Source organism: Shigella sp. FC1544 (assembly GCF_001722145.1).
GTDB classification, from domain to species: domain Bacteria; phylum Pseudomonadota; class Gammaproteobacteria; order Enterobacterales; family Enterobacteriaceae; genus Escherichia; species Escherichia coli.
In genome coordinates this window covers 1-20940 of record NZ_MECT01000552.1, presented here as the reverse complement: position 1 = coordinate 20940, position 20940 = coordinate 1, and the positions used below count along the sequence as shown (strand labels likewise).

At 52.4% G+C, this 20940-nt stretch carries 14 protein-coding genes and 5 pseudogenes; 10 read left to right on the top strand and 9 right to left on the bottom strand.

Going from position 1 to position 20940, the window contains the following annotated elements:
* The 4 genes and pseudogenes from BGK49_RS28340 to fadH form a co-directional block, all read left to right on the top strand.
* A partial coding sequence (locus BGK49_RS28340) for an IS1 family transposase (RefSeq protein WP_000718190.1) occupies positions 1-192 on the top strand: 192 nt, incomplete at its 5' end.
* 14 nt (positions 193-206) lie between these two features.
* Positions 207-1091, top strand: a pseudogene (gene ygjJ, locus BGK49_RS20365) (protein YgjJ); the annotation flags it as partial.
* Positions 1092-1107: 16 nt separating this feature from the next.
* A pseudogene (gene ygjK, locus BGK49_RS20360) lies at positions 1108-3459 on the top strand (alpha-glucosidase).
* 225 nt (positions 3460-3684) lie between these two features.
* Positions 3685-5703 carry an NADPH-dependent 2,4-dienoyl-CoA reductase gene (fadH, locus tag BGK49_RS20355; RefSeq protein WP_000121440.1) on the top strand — a complete coding sequence of 673 codons (2019 nt, stop codon included), beginning with the start codon at positions 3685-3687 and terminating at the stop codon, positions 5701-5703.
* 44 nt (positions 5704-5747) lie between these two features.
* On the opposite strand, the gene higA is transcribed toward fadH, so the two are convergent.
* The 3 genes from higA to rlmG all read right to left on the bottom strand — a co-directional run bounded on the left by higA (position 5748) and on the right by rlmG (position 7896).
* Positions 5748-6164: a type II toxin-antitoxin system antitoxin HigA gene (gene higA / locus BGK49_RS20350; RefSeq protein WP_000560263.1), complete on the bottom strand. Its 417-nt coding sequence runs from the start codon at positions 6162-6164 to the stop codon at positions 5748-5750.
* Positions 6161-6475, bottom strand: a complete 315-nt coding sequence (gene higB, locus BGK49_RS20345; protein WP_000550189.1) for a type II toxin-antitoxin system toxin HigB — start codon at positions 6473-6475, stop codon at positions 6161-6163. The genes higA and higB overlap by 4 nt, the downstream gene beginning before the upstream one ends.
* Positions 6476-6759: 284 nt before the next feature.
* Entirely contained in the window at positions 6760-7896 is a 1137-nt protein-coding gene (gene rlmG / locus BGK49_RS20335; RefSeq protein WP_000018665.1) for a 23S rRNA (guanine(1835)-N(2))-methyltransferase RlmG, read from the bottom strand.
* 84 nt (positions 7897-7980) lie between these two features.
* On the opposite strand from rlmG, the gene BGK49_RS20330 reads away from it, so the two are divergent.
* From BGK49_RS20330 to sstT, 5 genes are all read left to right on the top strand, one after another.
* Entirely contained in the window at positions 7981-8484 is a 504-nt protein-coding gene (locus BGK49_RS20330) for a M48 metallopeptidase family protein (protein WP_005043640.1), read from the top strand.
* A gap of 76 nt (positions 8485-8560) precedes the next feature.
* Positions 8561-9244 (top strand): SanA/YdcF family protein, encoded by a 684-nt coding sequence (locus BGK49_RS20325; RefSeq protein ID WP_001183035.1) that lies wholly within the window; start codon positions 8561-8563, stop codon positions 9242-9244.
* Between the two features lie 78 nt (positions 9245-9322).
* Positions 9323-10309, top strand: coding sequence for a Gfo/Idh/MocA family protein (locus tag BGK49_RS20320; protein WP_004986115.1), 987 nt, complete (start codon positions 9323-9325; stop codon positions 10307-10309).
* Between the two features lie 283 nt (positions 10310-10592).
* Positions 10593-11558 carry a TerC family membrane protein Alx gene (alx, locus tag BGK49_RS20315; protein ID WP_001098818.1) on the top strand — a complete coding sequence of 322 codons (966 nt, stop codon included), beginning with the start codon at positions 10593-10595 and terminating at the stop codon, positions 11556-11558.
* Positions 11559-12172: 614 nt separating this feature from the next.
* Entirely contained in the window at positions 12173-13417 is a 1245-nt protein-coding gene (gene sstT / locus BGK49_RS20310; RefSeq protein ID WP_000211646.1) for a serine/threonine transporter SstT, read from the top strand.
* 4 nt (positions 13418-13421) lie between these two features.
* Here sstT and BGK49_RS20305 read toward each other — a convergent pair whose 3' ends face one another.
* From BGK49_RS20305 to uxaC, 3 genes and pseudogenes are all read right to left on the bottom strand, one after another.
* Positions 13422-13973, bottom strand: coding sequence for a YgjV family protein (locus BGK49_RS20305; protein ID WP_000128126.1), 552 nt, complete (start codon positions 13971-13973; stop codon positions 13422-13424).
* 82 nt (positions 13974-14055) lie between these two features.
* Positions 14056-15532 (bottom strand): annotated as a pseudogene (uxaA, locus tag BGK49_RS20300) (altronate dehydratase).
* Between the two features lie 14 nt (positions 15533-15546).
* Positions 15547-16959, bottom strand: a complete 1413-nt coding sequence (gene uxaC / locus BGK49_RS20295; RefSeq protein WP_000187442.1) for a glucuronate isomerase — start codon at positions 16957-16959, stop codon at positions 15547-15549.
* 482 nt (positions 16960-17441) lie between these two features.
* Here uxaC and exuT point away from each other — a divergent pair, with 482 nt between their 5' ends.
* Positions 17442-18740, top strand: a complete 1299-nt coding sequence (gene exuT / locus BGK49_RS20290) for a hexuronate transporter ExuT (protein WP_005043780.1) — start codon at positions 17442-17444, stop codon at positions 18738-18740.
* An 87-nt stretch (positions 18741-18827) separates the two neighbouring features.
* Here the strand turns inward: exuT and BGK49_RS20285 are convergent, their stop codons facing one another.
* The 3 genes and pseudogenes from BGK49_RS20285 to BGK49_RS20275 all read right to left on the bottom strand — a co-directional run.
* Positions 18828-19916, bottom strand: coding sequence for a CfaE/CblD family pilus tip adhesin (locus BGK49_RS20285; protein WP_001245986.1), 1089 nt, complete (start codon positions 19914-19916; stop codon positions 18828-18830).
* A pseudogene (locus BGK49_RS20280) lies at positions 19913-20596 on the bottom strand (CS1-pili formation C-terminal domain-containing protein); the annotation flags it as partial. The gene BGK49_RS20285 and the pseudogene BGK49_RS20280, both read right to left, overlap by 4 nt.
* A gap of 5 nt (positions 20597-20601) precedes the next feature.
* Positions 20602-20940, bottom strand: a pseudogene (locus BGK49_RS20275) (IS1-like element IS1B family transposase); the annotation flags it as partial.

Here is a 20940-nt window from a genome sequence, read left to right as displayed (position 1 = left end):
CTGTATGAATCCCGCCTGAAGGGAAAGCTGCACGTAATCAGCAAGCGATATACGCAGCGAATTGAGCGGCATAACCTGAATCTGAGGCAGCACCTGGCACGGCTGGGACGGAAGTCGCTGTCGTTCTCAAAATCGGTGGAGCTGCATGACAAAGTCATCGGGCATTATCTGAACATAAAACACTATCAATAAGTTGGAGTCATTACCAGGGTGAGAATAAACATAAATACAGCGACGGTACCTATATTGAAGGTGGCCTGGAGATGAAGTACGGCTCCTGGTTCGGCCTGATTTACGGCGAAGGCTGGACCGTGCAGGCCGACCACGACGGCAATGCCTGGGTGCCAGACCATAGCTGGGGTGGTTTCGAGGGCGGAATTAACCGTTTCTATGGCGGTTATCGTACCAATGATGGCACTGAAATCATGCTCAGTCTGCGTCAGGATTCCTCGCTGGATGACCTGCAATGGTGGGGCGATTTCACCCCCGATCTGGGCTACGTCATTCCCAATACCCGCGACATTATGACTGCGCTGAAGGTACAGAACTTAAGCGGCAACTTTCGTTATAGCGTCACCGCGACTCCTGCCGGACATCATGATGAAAGCAAAGCCTGGCTACATTTTGGCAAATACGATCGCTATGACGACAAATACACCTATCCGGCAATGATGAACGGTTACATCCAGTATGACCTTGCCGAAGGCATCACCTGGATGAACGGTCTGGAAATCACCGACGGCACAGGACAGCTCTATCTCACGGGCCTGCTAACTCCTAACTTTGCCGCTCGCGCCTGGCACCATACCGGACGCGCCGACGGGCTGGACGTACCGGGAAGTGAAAGTGGGATGATGGTGAGCGCCATGTATGAAGCGTTAAAGGGCGTTTATCTCTCCACCGCTTACACCTACGCCAAACATCGCCCTGACCACGCTGACGATGAAACCACCTCTTTCATGCAGTTTGGTATCTGGTACGAATACGGCGGCGGACGTTTCGCCACGGCTTTTGATAGCCGCTTCTACATGAAAAATGCCTCTCACGATCCCAGCGACCAAATCTTCCTGATGCAATATTTCTACTGGTAATAAGGACTGTAATTTCATGAAAATAAAAACTATTTTAACGCCAGTAACCTGCGCTCTGCTGATAAGTTTTTCCGCCCATGCCGCTAACGCCGACAATTATAAAAACGTGATTAACCGTACTGGCGCGCCGCAGTACATGAAGGATTACGATTACGACGATCACCAGCGTTTTAATCCGTTTTTCGATCTCGGAGCCTGGCATGGTCATCTGTTGCCAGACGGCCCTAACACCATGGGCGGCTTTCCGGGCGTTGCGCTGCTGACGGAAGAGTACATCAACTTTATGGCCAGCAATTTCGACCGCCTGACCGTCTGGCAGGACGGCAAGAAAGTCGACTTTACGCTGGAGGCATACAGTATTCCCGGTGCGCTGGTGCAAAAACTGACAGCAAAAGATGTGCAAGTCGAAATGACTCTGCGCTTCGCCACGCCGCGCACGTCACTACTGGAAACCAAAATCACCAGCAATAAACCGCTGGATCTGGTGTGGGACGGCGAACTGCTGGAAAAACTGGAAGCGAAAGAAGGGAAACCGCTTTCCGATAAAACCATTGCTGGCGAATACCCTGACTATCAGCGCAAAATCAGCGCCACCCGTGATGGCCTGAAAGTCACCTTTGGCAAAGTGCGCGCCACCTGGGATCTGCTGACCTCCGGCGAATCGGAATATCAGGTGCATAAATCCCTGCCGGTGCAGACTGAAATCAACGGTAATCGCTTTACCAGTAAGGCGCATATCAACGGTTCGACCACGCTCTACACCACCTATTCCCATCTGCTGACCGCTCAGGAAGTTAGCAAAGAGCAAATGCAGATCCGCGATATTCTGGCGCGTCCGGCGTTTTATCTCACCGACTCGCAGCAACGCTGGGAAGAATACCTGAAGAAAGGGTTAACCAATCCGGATGCGACGCCGGAACAGACGCGCGTCGCGGTGAAAGCGATCGAAACGCTCAACGGTAACTGGCGCTCACCGGGCGGTGCGGTGAAATTTAACACCGTTACACCGTCGGTGACCGGGCGCTGGTTCTCCGGCAATCAGACCTGGCCGTGGGATACCTAGAAGCAGGCGTTTGCGATGGCGCATTTCAATCCGGACATCGCCAAAGAGAATATCCGCGCGGTCTTCTCCTGGCAGATCCAGCCTGGCGACCGCGTGCGTCCGCAGGATGTGGGCTTTGTCCCCGACCTGATAGCGTGGAACCTTAGCCCCGAGCGTGGTGGCGATGGCGGCAACTGGAACGAACGTAATACCAAACCCAGCCTTGCCGCCTGGTCGGTGATAGAAGTGTACAACGTCACCCAGGATAAAGCCTGGTTGGCAGAGATGTACCCGAAACTGGTGGCCTATCACGACTGGTGGTTACGTAACCGCGATCACAACGGCAACGGCGTGCCGGAATATGGCGCGACCCGCGACAAAGCCCACAACACTGAGAGCGGCGAGATGCTGTTTGCGGTGAAGAAAGGCAACAAAGAAGAGACGCAGTCTGGGCTGAACAACTACGCCCGCGTGGTGGAGAAAGGCCAGTACGACAGTCTGGAAATTCCGGCACAGGTCGCTGCGTCGTGGGAATCGGGGCGTGATGATGCCGCCGTCTTTGGTTTTATCGACAAAGAACAGTTGGATAAATATGTCGCTAATGGTGGCAAACGTAGCGACTGGACGGTGAAATTCGCCGAAAACCGCAGTCAGGACGGAACGTTGCTGGGCTACTCGCTATTGCAGGAGTCGGTGGATCAGGCCAGCTATATGTACAGCGATAACCATTATCTGGCGGAGATGGCAACCATCCTCGGTAAGCCAGAAGAGGCCAAACGCTATCGCCAGTTGGCACAGCAGCTCGCGGACTACATCAACACCTGTATGTTCGACCCGACTACCCAGTTCTACTATGACGTACGTATTGAAGATAAACCACTGGCGAACGGCTGCGCGGGCAAACCGATTGTTGAGCGCGGTAAAGGGCCGGAAGGCTGGTCGCCGCTGTTTAACGGTGCGGCAACGCAGGCCAATGCCGACGCGGTGGTGAAGGTGATGCTCGATCCTAAAGAGTTCAACACCTTTGTCCCGCTGGGAACGGCGGCGTTAACCAATCCGGCTTTTGGCGCTGATATCTACTGGCGCGGGCGCGTATGGGTGGATCAGTTCTGGTTTGCTCTGAAAGGGATGGAGCGTTACGGTTATCGTGATGATGCCCTGAAGCTGGCGGATACGTTCTTCCGGCACGCCAAAGGATTAACCGCCGATGGCCCAATTCAGGAGAATTACAACCCGCTGACTGGCGCGCAGCAAGGCGCACCAAATTTCTCCTGGAGTGCCGCGCATTTGTATATGTTGTATAACGATTTTTTCCGTAAGCAATAATTTGCAACTGCTGGCGGATGCGGCGTAAACGCCTTATCCGCCCTACATGTGCAATCCCCCAGGCCGGATAAAACACGGCAAGCGTCGCATCCGGCGTTACCACCGGGCGTATTCTTTTTGAATCCCATCACAAACCCCGCACTCCCCTTTTCCCTTTTCTCCGGTGACGGCTAAATTAGAACTCATCCGACCACATAACAATTATTTTACATACTGGACAATTTTATGAGCTACCCGTCGCTGTTCGCCCCGCTGGATTTAGGTTTTACCACGTTAAAAAACCGCGTGTTGATGGGCTCAATGCACACCGGGCTGGAGGAATACCCGGACGGTGCCGAGCGGCTGGCAGCGTTTTATGCCGAACGCGCCCGTCACGGCGTGGCGCTGATTGTCAGCGGCGGCATTGCACCAGATTTAACAGGCGTTGGCATGGAAGGTGGCGCAATGCTCAACGACGCCAGCCAGATCCCACACCATCGCACCATTACCGAAGCGGTACATCAGGAAGGCGGCAAAATAGCCCTGCAAATTTTGCATACCGGGCGCTACAGCTACCAACCGCATCTGGTCGCTCCCTCCGCATTGCAGGCCCCCATCAACCGTTTCGTTCCTCACGAACTCACCCATGAAGAGATCCTGCAACTGATCGACGATTTCGCCCACTGCGCGCAACTGGCACGGGAGGCAGGATACGACGGTGTAGAGGTAATGGGGTCCGAAGGGTATTTGATCAACGAATTTCTGACGCTGCACACCAATCAGCGTAGTGACCAGTGGGGCGGCGATTACCGCAACCGGATGCGATTTGCCGTAGAAGTAGTGCGTGCGGTGCGCGAACGCGTCGGCAACGACTTCATTATTATCTACCGACTGTCGATGCTCGACCTGGTCGAAGACGGCGGGACTTTTGCCGAAACGGTAGAGCTGGCGCAGGCCATTGAAGCGGCGGGCGCGACCATTATCAACACCGGCATTGGCTGGCATGAAGCACGTATTCCGACCATTGCCACGCCCGTGCCGCGCGGCGCATTTAGCTGGGTCACGCGCAAACTGAAAGGCCACGTCTCGCTGCCGCTGGTAACCACCAACCGGATTAACGATCCGCAGGTTGCCGACGATATTCTCTCGCGCGGCGATGCCGATATGGTATCGATGGCACGACCGTTTCTTGCTGATGCGGAACTGCTGTCAAAAGCGCAATCGGGGCGAGCCGATGAGATCAACACCTGCATTGGCTGCAATCAGGCCTGCCTCGATCAGATCTTCGTTGGCAAAGTCACCTCGTGCCTGGTGAATCCTCGCGCCTGCCACGAAACCAAAATGCCAATCCTTCCTGCCGTGCAGAAAAAAAATCTGGCGGTGGTCGGTGCGGGACCTGCTGGGCTGGCGTTTGCCATTAACGCGGCGGCGCGTGGGCATCAGGTAACATTGTTTGATGCCCACAGCGAGATCGGCGGGCAGTTTAATATCGCCAAACAGATCCCCGGCAAAGAGGAGTTTTACGAAACGCTGCGCTATTACCACCGGATGATCGAAGTGACGGGCGTGACGCTGAAACTCAATCACACCGTGACGGCGGATCAGTTACAGGCGTTCGATGAAACGATCCTCGCCAGTAGGATCGTGCCGCGCGTTCCGCCTATCGACGGGATCGATCATCCGAAGGTATTGAGTTATCTCGATGTACTGCGCGACAAAGCGCCGGTAGGCAACAAGGTTGCCATCATCGGTTGTGGCGGGATTGGTTTTGATACGGCGATGTATTTAAGTCAGCCGGGCGAATCCACCAGCCAGAATATCGCCAGGTTCTGTAATGAGTGGGGGATCGACAGCAGCCTACAACAGGCTGGTGGCTTAAGCCCGCAGGGAATGCAGATCCCGCGTAGCCCACGGCAAATTGTGATGCTCCAGCGCAAAGCCAGCAAACCGGGACAGGGGTTAGGCAAAACCACCGGCTGGATCCATCGCACCACCCTGCTCTCGCGGGGTGTGAAAATGATCCCAGGCGTAAGTTATCAGAAGATTGACGATGACGGGCTGCATGTGGTGATCAACGGCGAAACGCAGGTATTAGCTGTGGACAATGTGGTGATCTGCGCAGGGCAAGAGCCAAACCGCGCGCTGGCGCAACCGCTGATTGATAGCGGGAAAACTGTGCATTTAATTGGCGGCTGCGATGTAGCTATGGAGCTGGACGCACGACGGGCAATTGCCCAGGGAACACGGCTGGCGCTGGAGATTTAAATCGTTATTTGAAGCGCCGGATGCAACGCATCCGGCACGTCGCGTTAATCAATAAACAAGGCGGGAGAAATGCCGAATCGCGTTGCCAATTTTTTAGCGTGTTCCAGCGTTAATTTCCTCTTCCCGCTCAAAACGCGTGACACCATAGATTTACTGCCAATTTCCGGCAGATCGGCAAGGGTTAAACCATATTGATCCATAAGGGTACGAATCACGGCTATACCGCCAGGCATGGCTTGAGCCATGGCATTAAATTCCGCAAATTCGGGCGCTGATTCTTCCCACGCGGTTATTTTGGCACACACCAGATCCAGCAAGGGGTTTTCAGGATCGTTGAGCAGCAGATGATCTACCAGTTCCAGCGCCTGGGTGTATTGTTCCTCGTTCTGAATACCCGCCAGAAAAGGTGCCACCGCAGTTAGCTTTTCTCCTGCTTGCAAGATGTCGGCAATCGCAATCATTTTTTCCCCTTAGTACGATGAACAGCGGTAAAGAAATCGTATTCTTTATGCGTCATAACTTCACGTATGTAGCACTTTTGCGATTCAAAAAAGACCATTGCTACAACACGTAATTCATTGCCCCCAACATTGAAAACATAATGCTTATCCAGATATTTGAAGTTATCCAGAGATGGGAATACTGCTTTTAATGACTCAGGTTTTTTGAAATATCCCTTAGCAATCGTGTTCCCCAGAGCCACCAACTCCGTTTTATGTTGCGGGTATTTTTCCGCAGCATCTTTCAATGCTTTTTGAGTTATCAGGTGCATTCTTCATCACGTCCGTTGACAAATTGGCAATATGATAACATCCGTTGACAGATTGGCAACGTATGAATTTATCTGTGTGACGGAAGAATAAACGTAGAAAAACGCTAAACAAGAGAATGTAGAGGATGGTGAGAGGGATTTTTTGTTTTATGGAAGCGCGATTCCAGAACTGGGCAGACATTGCCGGATGCGACGCTTGCCGCGTCTTATCCGGCCTGGGAGTAACGTGCTGAACGTAGGCCGGATAAGGCGTTAACGCCGCATCCGGCAGGTAACTCCCAATCTTACCGACGACGCCCCAGCTTCACTGCTTTCAGCACCACAAATTTATTATTCGTGGCGATGGTGGTGCAGTTGCCGAAAATCTTCTTCAGTTTATGGAAGTAATCCAGGTGACGGTTGGCAACAATATACAGCTCGCCGTTGATTTTCAGGCAGCGGCGGGCATGGTGGAACATCTCCCAGGCGACGTTATCGGTCAGCGCATGTTGTTGGTGAAACGGCGGGTTGCAGAGCACAGCATTAAAGCGGAAAGGCTCCACGCCGGAGAGCGCGTTGTTGATCATAAACTCGCTGCGATCCAACGCCTCTGGCATGTTGGTTTCAACGTTCAAACGGCTGGAAGCAACCGCCATCGGCGATTCATCGACAAACACCACTTTCGCCTGCGGGTTTTTATCAAGCAGCGTCAGACCAATAACGCCATTACCGCAACCGAGATCGACAATCTCCCCTTCGAGATTCTCTGGCAGATGTTGCATAAAGAAGCGCGCGCCGATATCAAGCCCGGTGCGGGAGAAGACATTCGCATGGTTATGGATAGTCCAGTCAGTACCTTCCAGCTTCCAGCTAACGGTCTGCGGCGCATCGGCCAGCGGCGGTTCATTGAACGTGCAATTAATCAGGCGCGCTTTTTTCCATGCCAGCGTGGTGGTGGTCGGGCCGAGCACTTTTTCGAACAGTTCCAGCGTGGAAGTGTGAATGTCACGGGCTTTGGCACCGGCAATAATACGTGTATCCGACGTGACCACTTTGCGCAGCGCACGCAGTTGTTGTTCCAGCAATGCCAGTGTTTTCGGCACTTTGATCAGCACCACACCCGGCTCTTGCGGGTAGTCGGCGGTGCTGTCGAGAAACTTCACGCTCGACTCATCAATCCCGTTGAGGCGTAAATTCTCGCGCGTCGCCAGTTCACTGATGTATGAGTCGCCAATGCTGTACGGCTTATGTTCCGCCAGCGCGCAGCTTAACGCACCAAAGGCATCATTCAGGATCAACACCGGGCCGCGGATTTCTGTGTCGTCCAACTGTTGCAGCAAATATTCATCCGCCGCTTCCCACGCCTGTAGCGGGTTAACGTCATCCGTCGCCGGAAAACGTTGTAGTGTCAGTGAACGGAAACCGTTGTCTAAGTGGCTCATCGGCCCTCCTGAATGATAAAATTTCGACGTTGCCCCTGAAAAGGGTGCGTGAGTATACCCTTTTTCTCTTTTTCGTGGGCGGTTATGAGCAATCTTACTTATCTTCAGGGTTATCCCGAGCAGCTACTTTCCCAGGTGCGAACGCTGATTAACGAACAGCGTCTGGGCGATGTGCTGGCAAAACGCTATCCGGGAACACACGACTACGCCACCGATAAAGCCCTCTGGCAATATACTCAGGATCTAAAAAATCAGTTTCTGCGCAATGCCCCGCCGATCAATAAAGTGATGTATGACAATAAGATCCATGTGCTAAAAAACGCGCTCGGGTTACATACCGCTGTTTCTCGTGTGCTGGGCGGCAAGCTGAAAGCAAAAGCAGAGATCCGCGTCGCTACTGTGTTTCGCAACGCGCCGGAACCGTTTTTACGTATGATCGTGGTGCACGAACTGGCGCACCTGAAGGAGAAAGAGCATAACAAAGCGTTTTACCAGTTGTGCTGCCATATGGAGCCGCAGTACCACCAGCTGGAGTTCGACACCCGGCTGTGGCTAACGCAGTTGTCGCTTGGGCAGGACAAAATCTGAAAATGATGTCAGGCGTTATCTTTTCTTTCTTTAGCGCCTAAAATCGACCTCCCCCCTTTCGTTAAGGATAACGACCATGCAGCCCCGCCTTCTTCTCCGTATTTGTTTTTCTCGCCGGACTCTAAAGATTGCCTGCTTACTGTTACTTGTGGCAGGAGCGACCATTTTTATCGCCGATCGAGTAATGGTCAACGCCAGCAAGCAGCTGACCTGGAGCGATGTCAACGCAGTTCCGGCGCGTAACGCGGGCTTATTGCTGGGGGCCAGGCCGGGTAATCGCTACTTTACCCGACGTATTGATACCGCAGCAGCGTTGTACCACGCCGGAAAAGTGAAATGGCTACTGGTAAGTGGCGATAACGGACGTAAAAATTACGATGAAGAATCAGGTATGCAGAAGGCTTTGATCGCTAAAGGCGTACCGGCGAAAGTGATCTTCTGCGACTATGCCGGATTCTCAACGCTGGATTCGGTAGTGCGTGCCAAAAAGGTTTTTGGTGAAAACCATATCACCATTATCTCGCAAGAATTTCATAACCAACGCGCCATCTGGCTGGCAAAACAGTACAGCATCGACGCTATCGGTTTTAACGCGCCTGACCTCAATATGAAGCACGGTTTTTATACTCAACTGCGGGAGAAACTCGCTCGTGTCAGCGCCGTGATTGACGCCAAAATCCTCCATCGCCAGCCGAAATATCTCGGGCCATCGGTCATGATTGGGCCGTTTAGTGAGCATGGCTGTCCGGCAAAAGAATAATGCGTATCTGCGCACGTCGAAGATGAAAAAGGCGTGCTACATTGACGACAGAATCCCTTTATGGAGTATCCACGCGTTATGATACGTTTCGCTGTGATTGGTACGAACTGGATCACTCGCCAGTTCGTCGAGGCCGCCCATGAGAGCGGTAAATACAAGTTAACCGCCGTATATTCCCGCAGCCTTGAACAGGCCCAGCACTTCGCCAATGATTTTTCTGTCGAGCATCTGTTTACCTCGCTGGAAGCGATGGCGGAAAGCGATGCCATTGACGCGGTGTATATTGCCAGCCCGAATGCCCTGCACTTTTCCCAGACACAACTTTTCCTTAGCCATAAAATTCATGTGATTTGCGAGAAACCACTGGCGTCGAATCTGGCGGAAGTGGATGCCGCCATTGCCTGTGCGCGGGAAAATCAGGTGGTGCTGTTTGAGGCATTTAAAACCGCCAGCCTGCCGAACTTTCATTTGCTGCGCCAGGCGCTGCCGAAAGTCGGCAAATTGCGTAAAGTCTTTTTCAACTATTGCCAGTATTCCTCGCGGTATCAACGTTACCTGGATGGTGAGAATCCCAACACCTTTAATCCGGCATTCTCTAACGGTTCAATTATGGATATCGGCTTTTACTGCCTGGCGTCGGCGGTGGCATTATTCGGTGAACCGAAAAGCGTGCAGGCAACCGCCAGTTTGTTGGCAAGCGGCGTAGATGCCCACGGCGTGGTGGTGATGGATTACGGTGATTTCAGCGTTACGTTGCTGCACTCAAAGGTCAGTGATTCTGTCCTGGAAAGCGAGATTCAGGGCGAAGCGGGATCGCTGGTGATTGAAAAACTGTCTGAATGCCAGAAAGTGTGCTTCGTGCCGCGTGGCAGCCAGATGCAGGATCTCACCCAGCCGCAGCATATTAATACCATGCTCTACGAAGCAGAGCTGTTTGCTACCCTGGTGGATGAGCATCTGGTGGATCATCCAGGGCTGGCGGTCAGTCGCATCACCGCCAAACTGCTGACTGAGATCCGCCGCCAGACTGGGGTGATTTTTCCGGCAGATAGCGTAAAACTATAATTGCCAAAGTAAAACAGTGTAAAAGGTATGTAACAGACCATTGACTGGCTGAATGGTCTGTCATACTTTGTTACCTGCAAAGGGGAGTAACTTCATTGCCGGTCGATCGTCATTACGATGTGTGAAAAACCACATCCGGTCACCGGGCAACCCGAAAGGAATACGCAGACGTATTCCTTTTTTGTTGTAAGTGAGACCTTGCCGGAAGGCGAGGTCTATGCATAAAAAGCAGCGGCTGACGTCTTCCGACGTTGCCCGTTTTTTTTATGTGTAAGGAACTTCTATGAATACTGTCGGCACGCCGTTGCTATGGGGCGGATTCGCTGTTGTTGTCGCCATTATGCTGGCTATCGACCTGTTGTTGCAGGGGCGTCGTGGGGCACATGCCATGACCATGAAACAGGCTGCGGCCTGGTCGCTGGTTTGGGTGACGCTGTCGTTACTGTTTAACGCCGCTTTCTGGTGGTATCTGGTGCAAACCGAAGGTCGCGCCGTTGCCGAACCACAGGCACTGGCCTTTCTCACGGGTTATCTGATTGAGAAATCGCTGGCGGTCGATAACGTCTTTGTCTGGCTGATGTTGTTCAGCTATTTCTCTGTTCCGGCGGCATTACAACGCCGCGTGCTGGTGTATGGCGTGCTCGGGGCGATTGTTCTGCGTACCATCATGATCTTCACTGGCAGCTGGCTAATTTCGCAGTTCGACTGGATCCTGTATATCTTCGGTGCCTTCCTGCTGTTTACCGGCGTGAAGATGGCGCTCGCCCATGAAGATGAATCAGGCATTGGCGACAAGCCGCTGGTGCGCTGGCTACGCGGTCATTTGCGCATGACCGACACCATCGACAACGAGCATTTCTTTGTGCGTAAGAATGGATTGCTGTACGCCACACCGCTGATGCTGGTACTGATTCTGGTGGAATTGAGCGACGTGATTTTCGCCGTGGATAGCATTCCGGCTATCTTCGCCGTGACCACTGACCCGTTCATTGTGCTGACCTCAAACCTGTTTGCGATCCTCGGCCTGCGTGCGATGTATTTCCTGCTGGCGGGCGTAGCAGAGCGTTTCTCGATGCTCAAATATGGCCTGGCGGTGATCCTGGTGTTTATCGGTATCAAGATGCTGATTGTCGACTTCTACCATATTCCAATCGCCGTCTCGCTGGGCGTGGTGTTTGGCATTCTGGTGATGACGTTTATTATCAACGCCTGGGTGAATTATCGGCATGATAAGCAGCGGGGAGAATGATTCGCTGTATATTAAGCCATTCCTAGAGATAACTCATTCCAGACAAAGGTGAGCTATTAATTATGTAATTGGCTTGTAGCTCTTTACAAAAAGACCGCACGGGTGTTGGTTGCGTCAAAATCGCCGAAGCGTTCCCTGGAGGCCGGGGCGACGCGCATGGATGCGCGGCGAGGGCGCATCTTACAGGGACGTTCCCTTGCGCCCGACCCGGTAGCCGCAAGGGATAAGCTGAGGGAATCGCGCAGCGGCGATTTTGTTCGCCAGAGCCTGGGGGTGCAGGGGGCGGCGGCGATTGGCCCCCCCTGCGCGCTCCCTGCGCCAGTGACTTTATATGGCATAGCACATTAAAGGAGCGCAACCGTTCTCATATTCCAAATAGTTTTGCCCATATGTTATCTAATCAGCCTTAGTAGCCAGTCCTTCCCTCTGTTTATGTCAAACAAATATAACAATTAAGTTGCAAAATATGACCTCTCTTTAAAATCCAGCATTTTTCGCTTCCCGAAGCTGTAACTTTCCTTATACTCGACCTTGCAAACACTTTGTTACATCCTGAAAGATGCGTCGACAGAACGCACCAGGGATGTGCGACAACACAATGAAAGGATCGAAAAATGACTACGCAACGTTCACCGGGGCTATTCCGGCGTCTGGCTCATGGCAGCCTGGTAAAACAAATCCTGGTCGGCCTTGTTCTGGGGATTCTTCTGGCATGGATCTCAAAACCCGCGGCGGAAGCTGTTGGTCTGTTAGGTACTTTGTTCGTCGGCGCACTGAAAGCCGTTGCCCCCATCCTGGTGTTGATGCTGGTGATGGCATCTATTGCTAACCACCAGCACGGGCAGAAAACCAATATCCGCCCTATTTTGTTCCTCTATCTGCTGGGTACTTTCTCTGCTGCTCTGGCCGCAGTCGTTTTCAGCTTCGCCTTCCCTTCTACCCTGCACTTATCCAGTAGCGCGGGTGATATTTCGCCACCGTCAGGCATTGTAGAAGTGATGCGCGGGCTGGTAATGAGCATGGTTTCCAACCCCATCGACGCGCTGCTGAAAGGTAACTACATCGGGATCCTGGTGTGGGCAATTGGCCTCGGTTTCGCACTGCGTCACGGTAACGAGACCACCAAAAACCTGGTCAACGATCTGTCGAATGCCGTCACCTTTATGGTGAAACTGGTCATTCGCTTCGCACCGATTGGTATTTTTGGTCTGGTTTCTTCTACCCTGGCAACCACCGGTTTCTCCACACTGTGGGGCTACGCGCAACTGCTGGTCGTGCTGGTTGGCTGTATGTTACTGGTGGCGCTGGTGGTTAACCCATTGCTGGTGTGGTGGAAAATTCGTCGTAACCCGTTCCCGCTGGTGCTGCTGTGCCTGCGCGAAAGCGGCGTGTATGCCTTCTTCACCCGCAGCTCTGCGGCGAACATTCCGGTGAATATGGCACTGTGTGAAAAGCTGAATCTGGATCGCGATACCTATTCCGTTTCTATTCCGCTGGGTGCCACCATCAATATGGCGGGCGCAGCAATCACCATTACCGTGTTGACGCTGGCTGCGGTTAATACGCTGGGTATCCCGGTCGATCTGCCCACGGCGCTGCTGTTGAGCGTGGTGGCTTCTCTGTGTGCCTGTGGCGCATCCGGCGTGGCGGGGGGTTCTCTGCTGCTGATCCCGCTGGCCTGTAATATGTTCGGTATTTCGAACGATATCGCCATGCAGGTGGTTGCCGTCGGCTTTATCATCGGCGTATTGCAGGACTCTTGCGAAACCGCGCTGAACTCTTCAACTGACGTGCTGTTCACTGCGGCAGCTTGCCAGGCGGAAGACGATCGTCTGGCAAATAGCGCCCTGCGTAATTAATTGTTTAACCCCTTTCGTCTACGGCGGGAGGGGTTTTCTCTACTTTAAACGGATCAATTCCCCTTTTCTGCATCCGCCAGAAACGAATGATATTCAAGCCATTCATAAGCAGAAAACTACCCTCAATCATTGTGCCGCCTATCGACCCCGCCCAGAAGTTGTGAATCACCCAGCAACACGTTGAAAACCACATCACGCAGCGCATGGTGAGCCCTTTACAGCGGAACAGCGCCCTGGTACTGACAATCGTACCGATAACCGGCAATAGTTCGACAGGATGATGGAACTTCGCGAGGCCAATTCCGCCAGTCAGCACAATAAAAATCGCCATTACCCATAAGCTGCGCGTGCGTAAGGTAATCAATGTACGAATGGCATTAAGGATGGCACTGGCACCAGCGGGATAGGTGCCCAGAAGAAAAAAATGTACGCCAATAACGGCGCTATAGACCGAAAGCTGCTTTTTGAAGCGACGTTCGTCACGATTGAAAAATGTTGTGATACCAATCAGAAAGGCGATGAAACCCACGCCCTGGGCCAGCCAATACGCGGTCATGATAAATCCTTATCAGGTATGGAAAAGCAAACGGCGCTTCACATTATGAAACGCCGTTTTTTATTAACAACTCATTTCGACTTTATAGCGTTACGCCGCTTTTGAAGATCGCCAGTTCGCGGAAGTCGTTACGCTCGTTGCAGGTTTGTTTACCGTTGGCAAACTCAACGATGGTGTCGATAAATTCTTCCAGCAACTGCGGCATCGCTTTACCGTGGATCAGCTGACCCGCGTCAAAGTCGAGCCAGTGTTTTTTCTTCGCCGCCAGTTCACTGTTGGTGGCGATTTTCACCGTCGGCACAAATCCACCGTATGGCGTGCCGCGACCAGTACTGAACAGCACCATATGGCAGCCCGCACCCGCCAGGGCGCTGGTCGCTACGGCATCGTTACCCGGCGCACTTAACAAGTTCAGCCCTGGCGTTTTCAGACGCTCGCCGTAACGCAGCACGTCACCCACGACACTGGAACCCGCTTTCTGGGTACAGCCAAGTGATTTGTCTTCCAGCGTGGTGATACCGCCCGCTTTGTTCCCCGGTGATGGGTTTTCGTAGATCGGCTGATCATGGGCAATAAAGTACTGTTTAAAGTCGTTGACCATGGTGACCAGTTTTTCAAACGTTGCTTCGTCGCGGCAATGGTCCATCAGCAACTGCTCTGCGCCAAACATCTCCGGCACTTCGGTCAGTACGGTAGTACCGCCGTTAGCAATCACGTAGTCAGAGAAACGCCCCAGCATCGGGTTAGCAGTAATACCAGAAAGACCGTCAGAACCACCGCACTCCAGACCAAACTTCAGTTCGCTGAGTTTGCCTGGCTCGCGTTTATCGTTGCGCATCACGTTATACAGCTGATGCAAATGCTCGATCCCGGCTTCGATCTCATCATCCTGCTGTTGGCAGATCATGAAATGAACGCGTTCAGGATCGATATCGCCCAGCGTTTCACGGAATGCGGCAACCTGGTTGTTTTCACAGCCCAGACCAATCACCAGCACTGCGCCTGCGTTCGGGTGGCGCACCATGTTTTGCAGCATGGTGCGGGTATTAATGTGATCGTCGCCCAGCTGTGAGCAGCCGTAGGTGTGGCTGAAGAGGAACACGCCGTCGGTACCTTCAGCGTTGTTGGTCTCTTTCAGAAAACGGTTCTGGATCTGCCGCGCGATGCCGTTGACACAGCCCACGGTTGGCAGGATCCACAGCTCGTTACGCCCCCCGACATCGCCGTTAGCGCGACGATAGATCTGCACTTCACGATCTGCCGCTTGCGCAGGCAGATCCTGAAAATCAGGACTGATCCAGATCGCTCAGATTCGTGCGCGTATTGTGGGCGTGGACGTGTTCCCCCGCCGCAATATCCGCCAATGCATAACCAATCGGCAGGCCATATTTGATGACATTGGCCCCTTTTGCGATATCCGTTAACGCAAATTTATGTCCACGAGCAACATCCTGGCGCAGCGTAACAGTCTGGTTATCGACACTGACTTCTGTGCCTTCAGCCAAATCCGCTAAAGCGACCGCGACGTTATCCAGCGCATGGATCTTGATGTATTGCATATCAACCCCAGACCTTAGTTCAGTTCAATGGCGAAGTAGTCACGCGCATTGTTAAAGCAAATATTTTTCACCATCTCGCCCAGCAGGTTGATGTCCGCCGGTGCTTCGCCCGCTTCCACCCAGCGACCGATCATCTGGCACAGAATGCGGCGGAAGTATTCGTGACGGGTGTATGACAGGAAGCTACGGCTGTCAGTCAGCATACCGACAAAGCGGCTCAGCAAACCGAGCTGCGCCAGTTGGGTCATCTGACGTTCCATACCGTCTTTCTGATCGTTAAACCACCAGCCGGAACCGAACTGCATTTTGCCCGGCATACCTTCGCCCTGGAAGTTACCGATCATGGTGCCCAGCACTTCGTTATCGCGCGGGTTCAGGCAGTACAGAATGGTTTTCGGCAGCAGGTTTTCTTCGTTCTGCTTGCTCAGCAGCTTAGACAACTCTTCTGCCATCGGACGGTCGTTGATGGAGTCAAAGCCTACATCCGGCCCCAGCAGTTTGAACTGACGCAGGTTGTTATTACGCAGCGCGCCAATGTGGTACTGCTGTACCCAGCCGCGACGTGCATATTCGGCACCAAGGAACACCAGTACCGCAGTTTTGAACTGTGCCACTTCGTGCTCGCTCAGGGTTTCGCCAGCCAGACGGCGCGCCAGAATGCTGTCCAGTTCCGCTTCGTTCGCTTCAGCAAACATCACCACGTCCAGCGCATGGTCAGACACTTTACAGCCGTGAGCGGCGAAGTGATCCAGACGTTTGGTCAAGGCAGTTTGCAGGTCAGCAAAGCGGCGAATGTCGGTATCGGAAACTTCGCCCAGCTTCGCCATGTAGTCGTTAAAGGTCGCCTGTTCGATGTTGAAGGCTTTGTCCGGACGCCAGCTCGGCAGCACTTTGATGGTGAAAGAGCCGTCTTTGGCGATCTCTGCGTGATGCTCCAGAGAATCGATCGGGTCATCGGTGGTGCCGACCATTTTCACGTTCATCTGCTGCATGATGCCGCGCGCGGAGAAGTTATCCTGCGCCAGCAGTTCGTTACATTCGTTCCAGATTTCATCGGCAGTTGACGGAGAAAGCAATTTGCCAGTGATACCAAACGGACGACGCAGTTCGAGGTGCGTCCAGTGGTATAACGGGTTGCCGATAGTGTGCGGAACAGTCGCCGCCCAGGCGTCAAATTTTTCACGGTCAGACGCATCACCGGTACACAGACGCTCGGCCACACCGTTGGTACGCATAGCGCGCCATTTGTAGTGATCGCCTTTCAGCCAGATGTCATACAGGTTTTTAAAACGATAGTCTTCCGCAATCTGCTGCGGCGGCAAATGGCAATGGTAATCGAAAATCGGCTGGTCTTTTGCGTAGTCGTGATACAGACGGCGGGCAAATTCGGTATCTAACAGGAAATCTTCAGTCATAAACGGAGTCATTTTCGTCTTCCTCTCAACGAGTGAGCTAGCTTGCTTATGGTGCGATGCTGACAAAGTTATCACACCAATTTCCAGAGTTCGAAGATATTTTCGTGAGTTAGATCAATAAACGTAGTTAAAAAAATTACTCTCAAAGTGGTAAATCTCGCTGCAGGCCGCGCCAGTACTGGCCTCGCTGTCGTCAGGTAATATCCCTACAAATATTCGCACATTTATGATGGCTCTCACCTTTTAAAGTTGTATGACAAGTTATCTTTCTGCCGTCGCAAATCATAAGTCGACGGAATGCAAATTGCCGATTCATTCATTTGTTAGATGAATCGGGTTAACCGGTACGGAAGCCGAATTAGCACGAAACTTTCATGGCAACGTTCGGGGCGTGCCGGTTTTTTTTCGGTTACCCGGTCGTAACTAACATCTTCAGCCTCTGGCGGGATGATGGCCGCGCTTCCTGCGGATATAACAAAACGATGAGGTTTTACATGCGTAAAATTAAAGGGTTACGTTGGTATATGATCGCACTGGTGACGCTTGGCACCGTGCTTGGTTACCTGACGCGTAACACTGTGGCGGCAGCTGCGCCAACTCTGATGGAAGAGTTAAACATCTCCACCCAACAGTATTCCTATATCATCGCAGCCTATTCTGCTGCTTATACGGTCATGCAACCGGTAGCGGGCTATGTACTGGATGTGCTGGGTACGAAAATCGGTTATGCAATGTTTGCTGTACTGTGGGCCGTATTCTGTGGTGCAACCGCGCTGGCTGGTAGCAGGGGTGGCCTGGCGATTGCTCGTGGTGCAGTCGGTGCCGCGGAAGCAGCGATGATCCCGGCGGGTCTGAAAGCCAGCTCCGAATGGTTCCCGGCGAAAGAGCGTTCCATCGCGGTAGGTTACTTTAACGTAGGTTCTTCGATTGGTGCGATGATTGCGCCGCCGCTGGTGGTATGGGCAATCGTAATGCACAGCTGGCAGATGGCATTTATCATCTCCGGTGCATTGAGCTTTATCTGGGCGATGGCATGGCTGATTTTCTATAAACATCCGCGCGACCAGAAGCATCTGACCGATGAAGAACGCGACTATATTATTAATGGTCAGGAAGCCCAGCACCAGGTGAGCACGGCGAAGAAAATGTCCGTTGGTCAGATCCTGCGTAACCGTCAGTTCTGGGGTATCGCGCTGCCGCGTTTCCTGGCAGAACCAGCCTGGGGTACTTTTAACGCGTGGATCCCGCTGTTCATGTTTAAAGTTTACGGCTTTAACCTGAAAGAGATCGCGATGTTCGCCTGGATGCCGATGCTGTTTGCTGACCTCGGTTGTATCCTCGGTGGTTACCTGCCGCCGCTGTTCCAGCGTTGGTTTGGTGTGAACCTGATCGTTTCCCGTAAGATGGTCGTAACGCTGGGTGCAGTGCTGATGATTGGCCCGGGTATGATCGGCCTGTTCACCAACCCGTATGTCGCAATTATGCTGCTGTGTATCGGTGGTTTTGCTCACCAGGCACTGTCTGGCGCGCTGATTACGCTCTCTTCTGACGTGTTCGGTCGTAACGAAGTGGCGACGACGAACGGTTTAACCGGGATGTCCGCATGGCTGGCAAGTACGCTGTTTTCGCTGGTTGTCGGTGCACTGGCTGACACCATCGGCTTCAGCCCGCTGTTCGCAGTACTGGCAGTGTTCGACCTGTTAGGTGCGCTGGTTATCTGGACCGTGTTGCAGAACAAACCGGCGATTGAGGTAGCGCAGGAATCACATAACGATCCCGCACCGCAACATTAACGTTTAACGTAAGTTATAACGACGAAGCCGCCTTATCAGGCGGCTTCGTCGTTTATATAGAAAAAAGCGTTTGTCCGCTTTGCAGGGTTAATTGATGGTTGGCAAGGAAGGCGTAAAGATTACTGACAATTTGCCCATGTAGTACCCGGCCTGTTTATCCATCACGCTGAATTTATCGACTGCCAGAGTCAAGGGTGTCGGCACACACATCACGGCATAGCGAATACCGGGCAGTACCACCGGACGCACACTTTTCAGGTTAATGCTGTTCCAGACCATATTTTCATTATTGCGCACATCAATTTGCCCACCGGTTTCCGGGTTGTACATTTTGACCCGGTAATCAATGCGTTCTCCCTCGTCGGTAGAGGTTCCTCCCTGACGATAGATAGAGAAGTCACCGTCTCTGCGCCCTGCAGCTGGTCTCCCTTCATCTTTGAGCATGATTTCATAACTGATGGCATTACCGTTAAAACCATCGTACAGGCACATGTCCAACATGGTCAGATCTTGCGCGTAGTTGCTGCCGTTAACGCTTCCTGTTGGATGCAAGTCTAACTGCACCCTTGGCGTGGCGTGGGCGAACTCCGGGAAGAACACGTCAATATGGTTGGGGTCGAGCGTATTCAGGGTAATATTTGCGAAATAGTCCTGGGCCGGGCTGTTCGAATGTAATTTAACTTTCCCCTTCCAGACGCCACCAATCGGCAAATTCTTCATCTCTGTCTGCTCAAGGTAGAGCGTAAGAAACTTTGTATCGTATATATAATAATGTTGACCATCTTCTGTACATGAAGATCTATTAGAATCCTTAAGATTCGTCTGAAGCCCTTTGCCCCCCTTGCATCCTGGCGGCGCTTCATCGCTACTTACAATGGCTGTTTTAAATCCTTTGAGTTTTACCGGCCAACGCATCCCACTGCGTTGTTCAGTTAAATAGATTTGTACTGTCGATATATTTCCATTAGCTGTACAGGTTTGTTGGAGGTCAGGATACGAACATTCATACCACATATATCCATTATTTCCTGCCGACGCTTCATCCTTCCAGAAGTAATAATCCGCTCTACCAGATGCCAAATCATACGTAATTTCACTGGTCACGTCAGGAGCTGCCTGAACGCCAGTGAGCGTGCCAAACAAGCCCAATATCGCCGCAATCAATCGATTTCTCATGGTGCAACCTCCCTTTGCGCCGTCTGAACGTTTCCACGTAATTTAGGCTGTTTCAACTCCGGTAATTGTGAATAAGTCACCACACTACAAGTAACATCTCCGCTGTAACGAATGCTGGCGCGTTTCTTTTCAACACTCAGTGGACACTTAAGGAATTGCTGCCCGGAAAGCAGATAGAGCTCTTTTTCGCTGCCGTTAATTTCAAGTGTAAATCCGCCATCTTCAGCTACCAGTAACATGGCGCTGTTCAGCCCCACAATCGGGAATTTTTTCACCGCTGCCGGCAGTAATAAACGACCGATATAGTTGTAGTTAAAGCTGGCAGACACTTCGCGATAGCGCAGCTTGCCAGGCAACAACATTAATTCACGATTCCCTGCACCGTTAATGATGTTTGTTGTCCCCTGCTGATTGCCCTGGCTACTGTCGTTAACCTCAACAAAACCAGACTGAAATCCAGGATAAGGGAACAACACACTGTCGCTTTGACCAAGCTGCAAAGTTCGGCTGCCTGCCACCCGCGCTTCGAGTTGCAGATCCTGACTCTCTTCATCCTGTTCAGAGAAGCCTTTCACATCCACCAATACCGCACCCAGCAAATCGTCTGTACCACTGGCTCCCAAATTAACGCCATAGCGACTGACAGCCAGCGTAGAGCTATAAGTGCCCGGGTAATGACTCCAACTTATTGATAGTGTTTTATGTTCAGATAATGCCCGATGACTTTGTCATGCAGCTCCACCGATTTTGAGAACGACAGCGACTTCCGTCCCAGCCGTGCCAGGTGCTGCCTCAGATTCAGGTTATGCCGCTCAATTCGCTGCGTATATCGCTTGCTGATTACGTGCAGCTTTCCCTTCAGGCGGGATTCATACAGTGGCCAGCCATCCGTCATCCATATCACCACGTCAAAGGGTGACAGCAAGCTCATAAGACGCCCCAGCGTCGCCATAGTGCGTTCACCGAATACGTGCGCAACAACCGTCTTCCGGAGCCTGTCATACGCGTAAAACAGCCAGCGCTG